General features: G+C 68.8%; 10 protein-coding genes. 3 read left to right on the forward strand and 7 right to left on the reverse strand.

Translation table 11 applies throughout. From position 1 onward, the window contains the following. Positions 1 to 681: 681 nt before the first annotated feature. The 5 genes from BLQ50_RS15430 to BLQ50_RS15450 form a co-directional block, all read right to left on the reverse strand. Entirely contained in the window at positions 682 to 1,686 is a 1,005-nt protein-coding gene (locus BLQ50_RS15430; protein WP_093185586.1) for a sugar phosphate isomerase/epimerase family protein, read from the reverse strand. 71 nt (positions 1,687 to 1,757) lie between these two features. Then, positions 1,758 to 2,942 (reverse strand): Gfo/Idh/MocA family protein, encoded by a 1,185-nt coding sequence (locus BLQ50_RS15435; RefSeq protein ID WP_093185588.1) that lies wholly within the window; start codon positions 2,940 to 2,942, stop codon positions 1,758 to 1,760. 82 nt (positions 2,943 to 3,024) lie between these two features. Continuing rightward, on the reverse strand, positions 3,025 to 4,101 hold the full coding sequence (locus BLQ50_RS15440) for a substrate-binding domain-containing protein (RefSeq protein WP_093185590.1): 1,077 nt from the start codon (positions 4,099 to 4,101) through the stop codon (positions 3,025 to 3,027). A 122-nt stretch (positions 4,102 to 4,223) separates the two neighbouring features. Then, on the reverse strand, positions 4,224 to 5,276 hold the full coding sequence (locus tag BLQ50_RS15445; RefSeq protein WP_093185593.1) for an ABC transporter permease: 1,053 nt from the start codon (positions 5,274 to 5,276) through the stop codon (positions 4,224 to 4,226). Continuing rightward, positions 5,273 to 6,802, reverse strand: a complete 1,530-nt coding sequence (locus tag BLQ50_RS15450) for a sugar ABC transporter ATP-binding protein (RefSeq protein WP_175559158.1) — start codon at positions 6,800 to 6,802, stop codon at positions 5,273 to 5,275. The genes BLQ50_RS15445 and BLQ50_RS15450 overlap by 4 nt, the downstream gene beginning before the upstream one ends. Positions 6,803 to 6,994: 192 nt before the next feature. Here BLQ50_RS15450 and BLQ50_RS15455 point away from each other — a divergent pair, with 192 nt between their 5' ends. Next, entirely contained in the window at positions 6,995 to 8,176 is a 1,182-nt protein-coding gene (locus BLQ50_RS15455) for an ROK family transcriptional regulator (RefSeq protein ID WP_093185595.1), read from the forward strand. Next, positions 8,173 to 8,862: a ThuA domain-containing protein gene (locus tag BLQ50_RS15460; RefSeq protein WP_245701306.1), complete on the forward strand. Its 690-nt coding sequence runs from the start codon at positions 8,173 to 8,175 to the stop codon at positions 8,860 to 8,862. Before BLQ50_RS15455 ends, BLQ50_RS15460 begins: the two co-directional genes overlap by 4 nt. Here the strand turns inward: BLQ50_RS15460 and ligA are convergent. Then, positions 8,851 to 11,175 (reverse strand): NAD-dependent DNA ligase LigA, encoded by a 2,325-nt coding sequence (gene ligA, locus BLQ50_RS15465; RefSeq protein WP_093185598.1) that lies wholly within the window; start codon positions 11,173 to 11,175, stop codon positions 8,851 to 8,853. The two genes, BLQ50_RS15460 and ligA, sit on opposite strands and share 12 nt — an antisense overlap. Positions 11,176 to 11,263: 88 nt before the next feature. Here ligA and BLQ50_RS15470 point away from each other — a divergent pair, with 88 nt between their 5' ends. Then, the gene (locus tag BLQ50_RS15470; protein ID WP_093185600.1) at positions 11,264 to 13,354 is read left to right on the forward strand and encodes a prolyl oligopeptidase family serine peptidase; all 2,091 of its coding nucleotides are present in this window, start codon (positions 11,264 to 11,266) and stop codon (positions 13,352 to 13,354) included. Between the two features lie 34 nt (positions 13,355 to 13,388). On the opposite strand, the gene BLQ50_RS15475 is transcribed toward BLQ50_RS15470, so the two are convergent. Then, positions 13,389 to 14,702, reverse strand: a complete 1,314-nt coding sequence (locus BLQ50_RS15475; RefSeq protein ID WP_175559159.1) for an MFS transporter — start codon at positions 14,700 to 14,702, stop codon at positions 13,389 to 13,391. Positions 14,703 to 14,711: the final 9 nt, after the last annotated feature.

Below are 14,711 nucleotides of genomic sequence, written 5' to 3' on the forward strand. Positions count from 1 at the left end.
CGAAACCAGTTAACAACCATACGAAGCAAGCACCCCTGCAAAGAGGCACTTGATTAATCAAGGCTACAAACCGAAAACTTGCGTTTTCAATTCATACCAAATAAACCTTGCTGCGAATCAGCCACCAGATCGAAGACCCAGCAACCAACACCAGACAAGGGGTCTTGGCATTGACTATTAAGCACACTGTTGAGTTCTCAAGGAGCGGACGCGCACCACTTCCAGACCGCTAAGGTCCTTCTCTTGGGGCAACCGTTCAAACTTACCCGATCCGCATCTCACTGTCAACCAGTCCGCTTCCGAACCACCTAACCGCCAAGAGCGGGCCATCCAAGTCTATCCGATCCAACCTCGCCTCAGAACCACTCTCTCAAGCAGTTCCGCACACCGGTCTGAACCAGAAGCCCAACACTACCCCACCCAGCAAGACGAACTCACCAGCAGAAACAGCGTGGAAATCAACCCCGGGACCAGCCACTTCGCGGCGGCTCTCACGAGCTTCGCAGTGGTGTCTGTGTCTCCCGGTCGGGCTGACTTCCAGAACATTACGGTGGCCGAGGCGAAGCCGTCAAACCAGATCGGGGTGACGGCGAACACACTCCCACCAGGTAGAAGAGACAGGGAGTGGAGGCCCGCCCGGGCCTCCACTCCCCCAGCGTGACGAGTCACCCGAGAGGCGAGCTACCCCCGTGCCGAGAATGCGGCGTCGAAGGCTGCGTCTGGGGCGTCGAAGGCTAGCCGGCGCACAAATTCGAGCGCCTCTGGGGCTCCCACCAGGCGGTCCATGCCGGCATCCTCCCACTCGATCGAGATCGGGCCGGTGTAGTCGATCGAGTTGAGCATCCGGAACGCGTCCTCCCACGGCACGTCACCGTGCCCGGTCGAGATGAAATCCCATCCGCGACGGCCGTCCGCCCATGCCAGGTGGGAACCCATGCGCCCGTTGCGCCCGTTGCCCATGCGCTTCTTCGTGTCCTTGCAGTCCACGTGGTAGATCCGGTCCTTGAAGTCCCACAGGAAGCTCACCGGATCGATGTCCTGCCACACCATGTGGCTCGGGTCCCAGTTGAGCCCGAACGCCTCGCGGTGCCCGATCGCCTCGAGGGTCCGCACGGTCGTCCAGTAGTCGTAGGCGATCTCGCTCGGGTGGACCTCGTGGGCGAAGCGCACCCCGACCTCGTCGAAGACGTCGAGGATCGGGTTCCACCGGTCGGCAAAGTCCTGGTACCCGGCGTCGATCGCATCCTGGGACACCGGGGGAAACATCGCGACGTACTTCCAGATCGAGGAGCCGGTGAAACCGACGACGGTCTTCACCCCGAGCTTCGCCGCCAGGCGGGCCGTGCACTTCATCTCCTCGGCGGCGCGCTGGCGCACGCCCTCCGGGTCGCCGTCCCCCCACACCCGGTCGGAGAGGATGTCGCGGTGGCGCTGGTCGATCGGGTCGTCGCAGACGGCCTGACCCTTGAGGTGGTTGGAGATCGCGTAGACGGACAGGTTGTGCGCGGCGAGCAGGTCGAGCTTGCCCTGGACGTAGGCGTCGTCGTCCCAGCGCCAGGGGTCCAGGTGGTCGCCCCAGCAGGCGATCTCCAGCCCGTCATAGCCCCAGCCGGCCGCCAGAGCGACGACCTCCTCGAAGGGCAGGTCAGCCCACTGGCCGGTGAACAAGGTGATCGGTCGTGCCATGTCGCTCTCCTTCAGAACAAGACGTGCCTCTACTGCAACACGGGAGGGGGAAGACAGCTAGGTCAGAGCATCTACGGCTCGCGCCAGGCGCCGTCAGACGCGCTGCGTTCGACCGCGTCAAGCACCTTCTGGACGGCGAGGCCGTCACGGAAGGACGGCGCGGGCGGGGTGCCGCCCGCGATCGCGCCGACGAGGTCGACCACCTGGTGGGTGAAGGCGTGTTCGTAGCCGAGCCCGTGGCCGGCCGGCCACCAGTGCGCGATGTAGGGGTGCTCTGCCTCTGTCACGACGATCCGGCGAAATCCCGCGACGGCGGCAGGCTCGGTCGCGTCGAAGAAGTTCAGGACGTTCATGTCCTCGAAGTCGAAGGCCAACGACCCCAGCGAACCGTTGATCTCCACCCGGATCGCGTTCTTGCGGCCGCCCGCGAAGCGGGTGGCCTCGAAGACGCCCATCGCTCCCGAGGAGAAGCGCGCGAGGAAGGCCGCGGCGTCGTCCACGGAGACGGGGCCGCGCTCGGTCCCGGCCACCCCGGACAGCCCCGAGAACTCCTGGGCCACGGGGCGCTCGGTCACGAACGTCTCGAGCAGACCCGAGACTCCGACGATGGCCTCCCCGGTGATGAACTGCGTGAGGTCGATGATGTGCGCGCCGATGTCTCCGAGTGCACCCGATCCCGCCTGCGACCGGTCCAGCCGCCAGGACAGCGGGGTGTCCTCGTCGGCGAGCCAGTCCTGCAGGTACTGCGCCCGCACGTGGCGCACCGTGCCGATCCGGCCCTGGGCGACCAGCTGGCGGGCCAGCTGGACCGCCGGGACGCGGCGATAGGTGAAGCCCACCATCGCCATGACGCCGTGGGCCGCAGCCTTGTCGGCCGCGGCGACCATGAGCTCTGCCTCGGCGACCGAGTTGGCGAGCGGCTTCTCGCAGAGCACGTGCTTGCCGGCCTCCAGGGCCGCGATCGCGATCTCCGCGTGCGTGTTCCCAGGGGTGCATATGTCGACGAGGTCGACGTCGTCGCGGGCCACGAGCGACTGCCACGTCGGGTCGGCGCCCAGCCAGCCGAGCCGGTCCGCGGCCGCCTGGCCGGTCGCCAGGCGGCGGCCGGCCACCGTGGTCATCTCTGTACGCATCGGCAGGTCGAAGAAGTGTGGTGCCGTCCGCCACGCCTGTGAGTGCGCTGCACCCATGAAGGAGTGGCCGACCATCCCGACACCGAGGCGGGGGCGCTCGGTGTCAGACACATGGTCAGACATGGTGGGACTCCCTTCCACGGGCCGGAGCCCGGTGCGCGGCAGTGTGCCGCGGACCGGATCCGGCCCGGTTCTCAGTGATGGATCAGGACTGGAAGGCGGACGGGAGGTAGAGGTCGACGTTGTCCTTGGTGACGACGGGTGCGAAGAGCTGCACCTGGCGCGGCACCCCGAGGGAGGACAGGTCGTTCATCGACTTGCCCTGCACGATGAGCCGGGCGAGCTTGATGCCGTCGGCAGCCTGGGTCGAGGGGTAGACGACCGTCGCCTGCAGGACGGAGTCGCCGGCCTTGATGGACTCCATGACGTCGGCCGAACCGGCCCCGCCGACCATGAAGAACTCGTCACGCCCGGCGCTCTCGATCGCGGCGAGGACGCCGACGCCCTGGTCGTCGTCGTGGTTCCAGATGGCGTCGATCTTCGGAGCCGCCTGGAGCAGGTTCGCTGTCGCCGACTCCCCGCCCTGGACGGTGAAGTCCGCGGCCACGCGGTTGGAGACCTTGAGCCCGCAGTCCGCGAGCGCGTCCGCGAAGCCCTGGCTCCGGTCCTGGGTAAGCGGGAGAGAGTCGATCCCCGCGATCTCGGCGACCACGGCATCGGCATTTCCGCCGAGCTCACCGCAGACGTAGGTGCCGGCGCTCACGCCCATGCCGTAGTTGTCGCCGAGCACCGTGGTGCGTGCGGCGAAGGGGCTCGAGAACTCGCGGTCGACGTTGATCACGACGATCCCGGCGTTCATCGCCTGGGTCGCGACCTCGGTCAGCGCTGCGCCGTCGAAGGGCAGCAGCACGATGGCGTCGACCTTGTCGTTGATGAAGGTCTCGATCTGGGCGATCTGCAGGCTGACATCGTTGGTGCCCTCAGCGACGCGAAGCTCGACGTCGGGGTAGTTGGCGGCCTCGGCCTTGGCCGCCGAGGTGATCGCGCCCATCCAGCCATGGTCAGCGGCCGGAGCGGAGAAGCCGATGACAACCTTGTCGCCGGCGACGTCGTTGCCGCTGCCGTTGTCGGACGTGGCTCCGGGGGCGCTCGAGGCGGCGGGCTCCTCGGCCTTGGGGGCCTCGTTCGAGGTGCAGCCGGCCAGCACGAGCGCGCCGAAGGCCGCGGTCGCCGTGAGGCTGAGAAGCCTGCGGCGGCGGGGGGTAGTGAGACGAGCAGACATGGAAATCTCCTTTGATCCGGTCTGGTGCTGCGCTGTGATGGTGGGTGGTGCTGGGTGGTTCTGATGGTGGATTCTGGTGCGAATGCTGACGAAAAGTCAGGGTGAGCGGGCTGGTGACCCGCTCAGGTGGCCCGGCCGCGGGCCGCGAAGCGCTGCTGGAGCAGGACGGCGACGACGATGATGACGCCCTTGGCCACCGACTGCGCCGAGGTGGACATGTTGTTGAGGGTGAAGACGTTGGTCAGCGTGGTGAAGATCAGCACGCCGAGGACGGTGCCGCCGATGGTCCCGCGGCCGCCGATGAGCAGCGTGCCGCCCACGACCACAGCCGCGATCGCGTCAAGTTCGTAGCCCGTGCCGGTGGTCGAGGACCCGGCCGTCGTACGGACGAGCATCATGACCCCGGCGATCCCGGCGCTCAGGCCAGCCAGCCCGTAGAGGTACATGGTGTGGCGCTTGACGTTGACCCCGGCGAGACGAGCTGCCTCGGGGTTGCCGCCGACCGCGATCGTGCGCCGCCCGAATGTGGTCCGGTTGAGGAGCACCCACCCGGCCACCGCGACGAGGACAAACATCCAGACGAGTGCGGGGATACCCAGGATGTTCGCCCGGAAGAACTCCAGGAACGGCTTGACCTTGACCTGTTGGGTCTGTCGGTTGGCGATCATCTCGGCGAGGCCGCGGGCAGCCACCATCATGGCGAGCGTCGCGATGAAGGACACCACCTTCCCGTAGGCCACGAGCACACCGTTGATGAGGCCGCAGGCGGTTCCCACCGCGAGCGCCACCCCCACCATGACGATCCAATGGGTGTCTTGCGCCATGGTCTGAGTGGCCAGGGTCGAGGCCCATACCGTAGTCAGGCCCATGACGGAGCCGACCGAGAGGTCGATCCCGCCTCCGGTGATGACGAAGGTCATGCCGATGCTCAGCACGCCCAGCGCCGCGGCGAGGCGCAGGATCGTCATGGCGTTGTCGGAGCTCGCAAAGCGCTCGCCGCCGGTGATGTACCCGACGATGCACAGCACGACGAGCGCCACGACGAGTCCCACGCTGCGGCCAGCGGACCCGCTCAACAGCTTCCTGCGCGACGGCGCGACGGCCGACGCGTCGTCGGGCTTGGCGGCCGGGGCCCCCGACGGTGAGGGCTTGGCGAAGACGTCTTGCTCACTCACGCTGCACTTCCTTCCATGACCAGTGCGAGCACCTGGTGCTCGTCGATTGACTCTGCGGGGCCGGTGAAGACGACGCGTCCCTCGGAGACGACCAGCACGCGGTCGGCCATCCCGAGGACCTCGTCGATCTCGCTCGAGACGACGACGACGGCGGTTCCGGCGGCGGCGAGGTCTCGAATGAGGGTGTAGATCTCCGACCGGGCCCCGACGTCGACCCCACGGGTCGGTTCGTCCAGGAGCAGGACCTTGCAGCCGTGCACGAGCCAGCGCCCGAGCATGGCCTTCTGCTGGTTGCCTCCCGAGAGGGTCCGGACGTGGCGGTCGACGTCGTGGGGGCGGAGGTCGAGGGCCTCCACCTGCTCCCGGGCGGCGCGGCGTTCGCCGCGTTCGTCGAGGAACCCGGCGGTCGCGAACCGGGTGAAGGTGGAGAGGGTGATGTTGCGGTAGATGGGCTCGTCGAGGAGCAGGCCCTGGCTCTTGCGCTCCTCGGGGCAGAGGCCGATGCCTGCGCCGACCGCGGAGCTCACCGAGCCGCGGCGGATGCGGCGCCCGGCGATCTCGACCGTGCCCGACGTCGCCACGCGGGCGCCGTACACCGTCTCGAGGATCTCCGAGCGGCCCGAACCCACGAGACCGGCGAGGCCGACCACCTCGCCCGCTCGGACTTCGAAGGACACGTCCTGGAAGGTCCCCTTGAGCCCAAGCCCCTCCACGCGCAGGAGCACCTCGGCGTCCGGGGTCGGGGGGGTGGACGGCGGGAAGACCTGGTCCACGCTGCGACCCGTCATCAGACGGATGAGGTCGGGGGTCGGGGTGTCGGCGACCGCGAGGTTCTGGGCGACCGTGCGGCCGTCCTTGAGGACGGTGATGCGGTCCCCGATCTGGCGGATCTCGTCGAGGCGGTGGGAGATGTAGACGACGGCGACCCCCTCACGGGTGAGCTCGCGCACGACCCGGAAGAGGTTGGCCACCTCCCCGGAGTCCAGGACCGCCGAGGGCTCGTCCATGATGATGATCCGCGCGTCGTAGGAGAGCGCGCGAGCCATCTGGACGATCTGCTTGCCAGCCGCGGAAAGCTGGCCGACCTCCTTGTGCGGGGAGATGTCCGGGTGCCCCAGGCGAGCGAGCAGCTCCCGGGTGCGCCGGGTCGCGGCCCGGCGCTGGGAGAAGCCGGCCGAGGCCAGCTCGTGGCCGAGGAAGATGTTCTCGGTCACGGTCAGCCCGTCGACGACGTCGAGCTCCTGGTACATCGTCGCCACGCCGAGGGAGAGGGCGGCGACCGGGTGGGCGATCGTGACGGGTGCGCCGTCGAGGAGAATCTGTCCCTCGTCGGGTTGATGGGCTCCGGCGAGAACCTTGATGAGGGTCGACTTGCCGGCTCCGTTCTGGCCGAGCAGGCAGTGCACCTCTCCGGGAAGGATCTCGAGATCGACGCCGTCAAGAGCACGGGCGCCGGGAAACTGCTTGACGATGCCCTGCATCTGCAGGAGCGGCCGGGGTTCCGGCTGGGGGTCCACGTTGACCATGTGACCGAATGTAGTTCAACTTCTGTCGATCCGCAATCAAAAGATGGACGATTTTCAATCGTTACATGGTCGTGATGTTTCAAAACTTGAGAGAGTGGCAAACAGAAGCACCGAAGAGCGCTACGCTTCTTGTCCGTTCTGTGACAGCCGCCTGTGACAGCCGATCGAGAGGCCACGTGATTCACTGTGCCCATGGAGGAACTGCTGAAATTCGCTCCCCGCCCCACGGGCGCGGGAGAGATGTTTCAGATGCTGCGTGACGGCCAACCCCGTACCCGCGCGGACCTGGCAGCGGTCACCGGCCAGGCACGCTCCACGATCGCGGCGCGCATCGACCTGCTCATGTCCGCCGGCCTCATCGCCCCCGCGGGCGAGGCGAGCTCGACCGGCGGCCGCCCGCCGGCCACCTTCGCCTTCAACCCGAGCGCCAAGATCGTGCTCGCCGTCGACCTCGGCGCGACCCATGCGCACCTCGCCGTGACCGACCTCGGATCCACCATCCTGGCCGAGCTCGAGGCCGCAATCGCGATCTCCGACGGGCCCGACGCCGTGCTCGCCTGGGTCATGACCGTCGCCGACGACCTCATCGCGGGCATCGGACGCACCCGCGCGGACCTCGTGAGCGTCGGCGTCGGGCTGCCCGGTCCGGTCGAGCACTCAACCGGTCGGCCGATCAACCCGCCGATCATGCCCGCGTGGGACGACGTCGACGTCCCGGCCGTGCTGTCGAGGCACTTCGACGCGGCTGTGCTCGTCGACAACGACGTCAACATCATGGCCCTCGGGGAGCACCGCACCGCCTGGCCTGCGGTGAGCGACCTGCTCTTCGTCAAGGTCGCGACCGGGATCGGTGCCGGGATCATCAGCGACGGCCAGCTCCGCCGAGGCGCACGCGGCGCAGCCGGGGATATCGGACACATCGCGACCCCCGCGCCGTCCCAGGTCCCGTGCCGCTGCGGGAACCTCGGCTGCCTCGAGGCCGTCGCGAGCGGCCAGGCCATCGCCCAGAACCTGCGCGAGGCCGGGCTCGATGCCGACGGCTCGGCCGACGTCGTCGCTCTCGTCCGCTCCGGTGACCTCACGGCCAGCCATGCCGTCCGCCAGGCCGGCCGCGACATCGGTTCCGTGCTGGCCGGCTGCGTGAGCCTGCTCAACCCGTCGATGATCGTCATCGGCGGGGTCGTGGCCGACGCCGGCGAGCACCTTCTTGCCGGAATCCGCGAGATCGTCTATCAGCGGTCGCTGCCGCTGGCGACCCAGGACCTCCGGATCGTCTCGTCCCGGACACACGGACGGGCCGGCGTTCTGGGTGCCAGCGCCATGGCGATCGATCACGTACTCTCACCTGCAGCGATCGATGCCCTGATCGTATGAGCGCCAACGGAGGACTCATGAACATGCCGCAGCGACGTGCTCTGGTCGTGCGGGGAGGGTGGCCCGGCCACTCCCCCGAGGTCGCGACCGACCTGTTCGTCCCCCACCTCATCGAGGCTGGTTTCGACGTTATCGTCGAGAACTCCCTAGAGGTCTACGCCGACGCCGAGCTCATGGCCGGCCTGGATCTCATCGTGCAGTGCTGGACGATGGGCGAGATCCTGCCCGACGAGCTGCGCGGTCTGCGGACCGCGGTCGCCGCCGGCACCGGCTTCGCCGGCTGGCACGGGGGGATCATCGATTCCTTCCGGCTGGCCACCGACTACCTGCAGATGATGGGCGCGCAGTTCGCCGCGCACCCCGGGGACCTCCTCGACCACACGATCACCGTGCAGCCCGACCGCGCGGACCACCCCGTGGTGGCCGGGATCTCCTCGATCACGCTGCACTCCGAGCAGTACTGGGTGCTGACCGACGCCGCGATCGACGTGCTGGCCACGACGCAGATCCACCCTCGACCCGGCGACCCGTGGACCGACCCGCTCACCTGTCCGGCGATCTGGACGCGGACGTGGGGCGAGGGACGCATCTTCGTGTGCGCCCCCGGCCACCACATGGCCGACCTGGTCAACCCGGACCTGCGCGCGGTCATCGAGCGCGGCATGGTCTGGGCCTCACGGGGCTGAGTCGTCGGCTCCGGGTTCTCCGGCCGGTTCGTCCTCTACGAGGACGTCGTCTGCCAGCTTGTCCTCGGCCGGCGGCCCCTCGGCGAGCAGGCGCACGAACCCGGCCTCGTCGAGGATGGTCAGGCCCAGCTCGCGCGCCTTGGCCTCCTTGGAGCCGGCGTTCTCGCCGACCACGACGAAGTCGGTCTTCTTCGACACCGACCCGGATGCCTTGCCGCCGCGCACGATGATCGCCTCCTTGACCTGGTCGCGGTTGAAGCCGTCGAGTCCCCCGGTCACCACGATCGTGAGGCCCTCGAGCGTCCGCTGGATCGAGGAGTCCCGCTCGTCCTGCATGCGGACCCCGGCCGCGCGCCACCGCTCGACGATCTCTCCGTGCCAGTTGTCCGGATCCTCGGGGAACCTCGTATCCCCGAACCACTCCCGGACCGCCCCGGCGATCGTGGGGCCGACCCCTTCGGTCGCGGCTAGCTGATCTTCCGTGGCGTCGATGATCGCGTCCATCGAGGCGAGGTTGGTGGCCAGCGCGCGGGCCGCCGTCGGGCCCACGTGGCGGATGGAGAGGGCGACCAGGACCCGCCACAGCGGCTGGGACTTGGCCTTCTCGCGCTCGTTGAAAAACGTGACCGTCGTGGCCGAGGGCTTCGACGGCGTCTTGGCCGTGGGCTTGGTCCAGAAGAAGAGCACCTGCTCCCAGACGTCGGTGACGACGCCCTTGACCTTCTTCTGACGCCAGACCTTGACGGTCTCGAGGTCACCGGCGGTGAGGTCGAAGAACCCGGCCTCGGTGGCCAGGACCGGCACCTGACGCTCGATCCCGGCCTCGTCGGCGCTCTCAGGCCGGTTGAACTCGGGATCGACGAGCGCGATCGCGGCCTCCCAGCCCATCGCCTCGATGTCGAAGGCTCCACGGCCCGACAGGTGCGCCACCCGCTCGCGCAGCTGAGAGGGACAGGACCGCTGGTTGGGGCAGCGGATGTCGACGTCGCCCTCCTTCGCCGGCGCGAGGAGCGTGCCGCAGGAGGGGCAGTGCGTGGGCATCTCGAACTCACGCTCGGAGCCGTCGCGCAGATCGACGACCGGGCCGACGATCTCCGGGATGACGTCCCCCGCCTTGCGCAGCACGACGGTGTCACCGATGAGCACGCCCTTGCGCTTGACCTCGCTACCGTTGTGCAGGGTCGCCATCTCGACCGTTGACCCGGCGACCAGGACCGGCTGCATGACGCCGAAGGGCGTCACCCTCCCGGTGCGGCCGACGTTGACCCGGATGTCCAGCAGCTTGGTGTTGACCTCTTCGGGCGGGTACTTGTACGCGATGGCCCACCGCGGCGCGCGGCTGGTCGCCCCCAGCTGGCGCTGCAGGGCGAGCTCGTCGACCTTGATGACGATCCCGTCGAGCTCGTGCTCGATGTCGTGGCGGTGCACGCCGTAGTAGTCGATCATCTCCTGCACCCCGTCGAGCCCGGTGACCACCCGGTTGTGGCCGGAGACCGGAACCCCCCAGGACTCCAGGAGCGCATAGGCGTCCGACTGACGCTGGAGCGACGACGGCGTACCCGCCTGCCAGTGCAGCGCGCCGACGCCGTGGGCGTACATCCGCAGCGGACGGCTCGCGGTGATCTTCGGGTTCTTCTGGCGCAACGACCCGGCCGCGGCGTTGCGCGGGTTGGCGAACGGCGCCTTGCCGGCGGCGACCTGCGCCTCGTTGAGGGCGGCGAACTGGTCCGTGAGCATGAAGACCTCGCCGCGGATCTCGATGAGGTCCGGGTGCATGGCGGGGTCCCCGCCGAGGGTCTTGGGCACGGACTCGATCGTCCGGACGTTGAGCGTCACGTCCTCCCCGGTGCGCCCGTCGCCGCGGGTCGCCGCCCGCACGAGCCTGCCCTTCTCATACAGGAGGGCGATCGCGAGGCCGTCGATCTTGACCTCGCACAGGTAGTGCACCTCGGTCGCGGCGATCTCGCGGTGCACGCGCTCGGCCCAGGCCGCGAGGTCCTCGGTGTTGAAGGCGTTGTCCAGGCTGAGCATCTGCTCGACGTGGTCGACCGCCGCGAAGTCGGTCGAGAACGTGCCCCCGACCCGCTGGGTCGGGGAATCCGGGGTGCGCAGCTCGGGATGGGCCGTCTCGAGCGCGTCGAGGGCTCGCAGGAGGGTGTCGTACTCGGCGTCGGACACCGTCGGGGCGTCGCGCACATAGTAGGCGAACTGGTGGGCCTCGATCTGCTCGGCCAGCTCGGTCCAGGCATGGTGCGCCTCGCTCGATGCTGGGGTTACGTCGTCGGCAGTCGTGGCAGGGGCTTGTTCACTCACGGGTACATCATCGCGCGAACCTGCGACATCTGCGGGGATCGCCCGCAGAGGCCGGCCCCGTGTCGGCGGCAGAACCTACAGTGGTCACATGAACTCTGAGGCCACCGCACTGTCAGGATCACCTGCCGCCACCGCGCCGACCGACCCGCACCTCTGGCTCGAGGAGGTCGAGGGCGAGCGGGCGCTCGCCTGGGTCCGCGAGCGCAACGCCGCCACCGCGGCGAGTGTCGCCGCGACCGAGGCATTCGCGGCCACCGAGGACGAGATCCGCGCGGTCCTGGACTCCGACGCGAAGATCCCCGGCGTCTCCAGGATCGGTGAGCTCTTCTACAACTTCTGGAAGGATGCCGACCACCCCCAGGGCCTGTGGCGGCGGACCACGCTCGCCTCCTACCGCACGTCCGACCCGGAGTGGGAGACGGTCCTCGACATCGACGCGCTCGGCGCAGACGAAGGCACCAGCTGGGTCTGGCACGGCGCGCAGGTGCTGCGCCCGGACTACCGCAAGGCCCTGGTCAGCCTGTCCCCCGGCGGGTCCGACGCCGATGTCACGCGGGAGTTCGACCTCCACACCAAGGCGTTCGTGGCCCCCGAGGACGGCGGATTCTTCCGCCCCGAGGCCAAGGGCGACCTGGCGTGGATCGATGAGAACACCGTCTACGTCTTCACCGACTTCGGCGAGGGCTCCCTCACTCCGTCGGGCTACCCCCGGATCGTCAAGCGCTGGACCCGCGGCACTCCTCTCGACTCCGCCACCACCCTCTACGAGGGCGAGGCCGACGACATGTACATCGCGGCCTTCCGCAGCCACACCCCCGGGTTCGTCCGCGACTTCGTCGCGCGGTCGTTGGCCTTCTACAGCTCCGAGCTCTTTGTCCTGGGCGCCGGCGACCAGCTCACGAAGATCGACGTGCCACGCTCGGCTGAAGTCGGTGTCAAGCGCGAGTGGCTGCTCATCGAGCTCCGCGACGACTGGACCGTGGGCGAGGAGACGTACGTCTCCGGCTCCCTGCTCGCGGCAGACTTCGACGCGTTCCTGGCCGGGGACCGCGAGCTCACGGTGCTGTTCGCCCCGGACGCCACGACCTCCCTGGCCGGTGCGACGTGGACCCGTGGCCACCTGGTGATCAACGTGCTCGACGACGTCAAGAACCGGTTGCACGTGCTCACGCCGCCCGCCGGTGGGACCGGGCCGTGGCCGCGGAGTGCCTTCACGGGGGCGCCGGAGATCGGCACGGTCGAGGTCTCGGCCGTCGACTCCGACGACAGCGACGACGTGTGGCTCGTGGCGACCGACTACCTGACCCCCACGACGCTGTCGATCACAACCGTGGGCGACGACGGCGCCCAGCCGGCGCTCCTCAAGTCCATGCCGACGTTCTTCGACGCCGACGGCCTGACGATCGACCAGCACTTCGCCACGTCTGACGACGGGACCCGCATCCCGTACTTCGTCGTGCGGAGCGCAGACCTCACCCTCGATGGGAGGGCACCGACCCTGCTCTACGGCTACGGCGGCTTCGAGATCTCCCTCACCCCCGGATACTCCGGCGGCATGGGGCGGGCGTGGCTGGCCCGCGGCGGGGTGTACGTCGTCGCTAACATCCGCGGAGGCGGGGAGTATGGGCCGCGCTGGCACCAGCTCGCGCTCAAGGAGAACCGGCACCGCGCCTACGAGGACTTCTCCTCGGTGGCCAAGGACCTCGTGGCCCGCGGGATCACGTCGCCCGCGCACCTGGGCGTGCAGGGCGGCTCGAACGGTGGGCTGCTCACCGGCAACATGCTCACCCAGTACCCCGAGCTCTTCGGGGCCGTCGTCATCCAGGTCCCGCTGCTGGACATGAAGCGCTACTCCCACCTGCTGGCCGGAGCGTCCTGGATGGCCGAGTACGGCGACCCGGACGTGCCCGAGCAGTGGGCGTACATCCAGACGTTCTCCCCGTACCACCTCTTCGATGCGGGCCGGGAGTACCCGCCGGTGCTGTTCACGACGTCGACCAAGGACGACCGGGTGCACCCCGGGCACGCCCGCAAGCTGGCCGCGGCGATGATCGAGGCGGGCAAGGACGTGACGTACTACGAGAACATCGAGGGCGGTCACGGCGGTGCGGCCAACAACTCCCAGGCCGCTCACATGCAGGCCCTCGCATATCGCTTCCTGTGGGAGCGGCTCGTCTGAGGCGCCGTCGCCCCGCGTCCCACGCCACCCCGCGCTACGGCTCGGGATGGCGTGCGTCGTAGGAGAGCAGCCGCGGCTGCCAGCGCAACAGGAGCAGGAGCACGACGACGCAGGTCAAGCCGCCGACGACGGCCGCCCATCCCTCTCCCCACCAGGACGACTGCGCACCGAGCACGAGGTCGCCCAGGCGTGGCCCACCGGCGACGACGACGATGAAGACACCCTGGAGCCGGCCGCGCATGTCGTCCGGGGTCGCGGACTGCAGGATCGTCTGACGGAATACCGAGCTGATCGCGTCGGACGCCCCGCACAGCACGAGCATGACGAGGGCCCCGACGAGCGCGACGACGAGCACCTGATCGGGGTTGGAGCGTCCGGCAAGCACGAGAACCATGCCGAAGCCCGCGACCGACAGGCCCCAGGCGATGATCGCCCACATGATCACCACGCCCTGGCGGTGGACCCGGGTCAGGCCGCCGGAGAACAGCCCGGCGAGCAGCCCGCCGACGGCGAGGGCCGCAGTGAGCGCACCCGTCGTCGTCGCCCCGCCCCCGAGGATGACGACGCCGATGGCCGGGAAGAGCACCCGGGGCATGGCGAAGATCATCGCGGCCAGGTCGACGAGGAAGGTCATGCGGACGTTGGGTCGGGTCGCGAGGTAGCGCAGGCCCTCCAGGACAGAGGACAGGCCGACCCGCTTGGGGCCGTCCAAGGACGGCTCGTCGCCCGCGTCCCCACCGTGCGAGGGCTCCGGCGGCATGCCGGGCAGCTGGACGAGCGCCCACAGCGCGGCTGTGAAGCACAGGACGTCGACCGTGTAGACGATGCCGTAGCCCCACCGGCTCACGATCAGCGCGGCGGCCAACGGGCCGATCGTCAGCGCGACGTTCCAGGTGATGGTCATGAGCGTGTTGGCGGCCGGCAGCAGCTTAGGGTCCAGCAGGCGCGGGATGATCGCCGAGCGTGCCGGGTTGTTCACGGCGAAGGCCGCCGACTGGAGTGCGACGAGCGCGTAGAGAACGTTGACCGAGTCCGCGCCGAGCCAGGCCTGAGCGGCGAGCGCCATCGTGACGACCCACAGGACCGAGGAGGCGATGAGCGCGACCTTGCGACGGTCGTAGGCGTCCACGAGCGCCCCGCCATACAGCCCGAGGACAACGAGAGGGACGAGCGCGCAGATGCCGAGCACCCCGACCGCCAGGGTCGAACGGGTGAGGGAGTAGACCTGCAGCCCGACCGCAACAACTGTCAGCTGGGCGCCGAGGTTGGAGATCCCTAGCCCCCACCACAGCCTGCGGAAGGCCGGTGAGACGCGCAGCGGCGTGGTGTCGGCGAGGAGTCTGGGCACTTGAAGGAT

It is taken from the genome of Sanguibacter gelidistatuariae (assembly GCF_900096585.1).
Lineage (GTDB): Bacteria > Actinomycetota > Actinomycetes > Actinomycetales > Cellulomonadaceae > Sanguibacter > Sanguibacter gelidistatuariae.